At 35.2% G+C, this 463-nt stretch carries 1 protein-coding gene; it reads left to right on the top strand.

Going from position 1 to position 463, the window contains the following annotated elements:
• Window positions 1-463: imidazole glycerol phosphate synthase subunit HisH (gene hisH, locus FUA24_RS00485; protein WP_148539598.1), on the top strand; the 463-nt coding region annotated here is incomplete at both ends.

Raw genomic sequence — 463 nt, 5'->3', positions numbered from 1 at the left:
TCAAATAATGCTGAAGAAATAAAAGCGGCCGATAAAGTGATTTTTCCAGGAGTAGGCGAAGCAAGTTCAGCCATGAAAATGCTTAAAAAAAGTGGTTTGGATACTTTGATACCAACGTTAAAACAACCTGTTTTGGGCATTTGTTTAGGTATGCAATTAATGTGTTTACATTCCGAAGAAGGTGATACGGATGGTTTAGCAATTTTTCAAACAAAAGTGAAGCGTTTTTCAAATAGCGTAAAAGTGCCACAAATGGGTTGGAATGTTATAAAAGATTTAAAATCCGATTTATTTAAAGGCATCAAAGAAAACGAATACATGTATTTAGTACATAGTTTTTATGCCGAACATTGCAATGAAACCATTGCCGCTACCGATTACGAAATTAATTATGCATCGGCATTGCAACATGAAAATTTTTACGGTGTGCAATTTCATCCGGAGAAGAGTGGAAAAGAAGGCG

The organism is Seonamhaeicola marinus (assembly GCF_008085455.1).
Note: the sequence above shows the minus strand (reverse complement) of the source record. Positions and strands in the feature narration are given on the sequence as shown.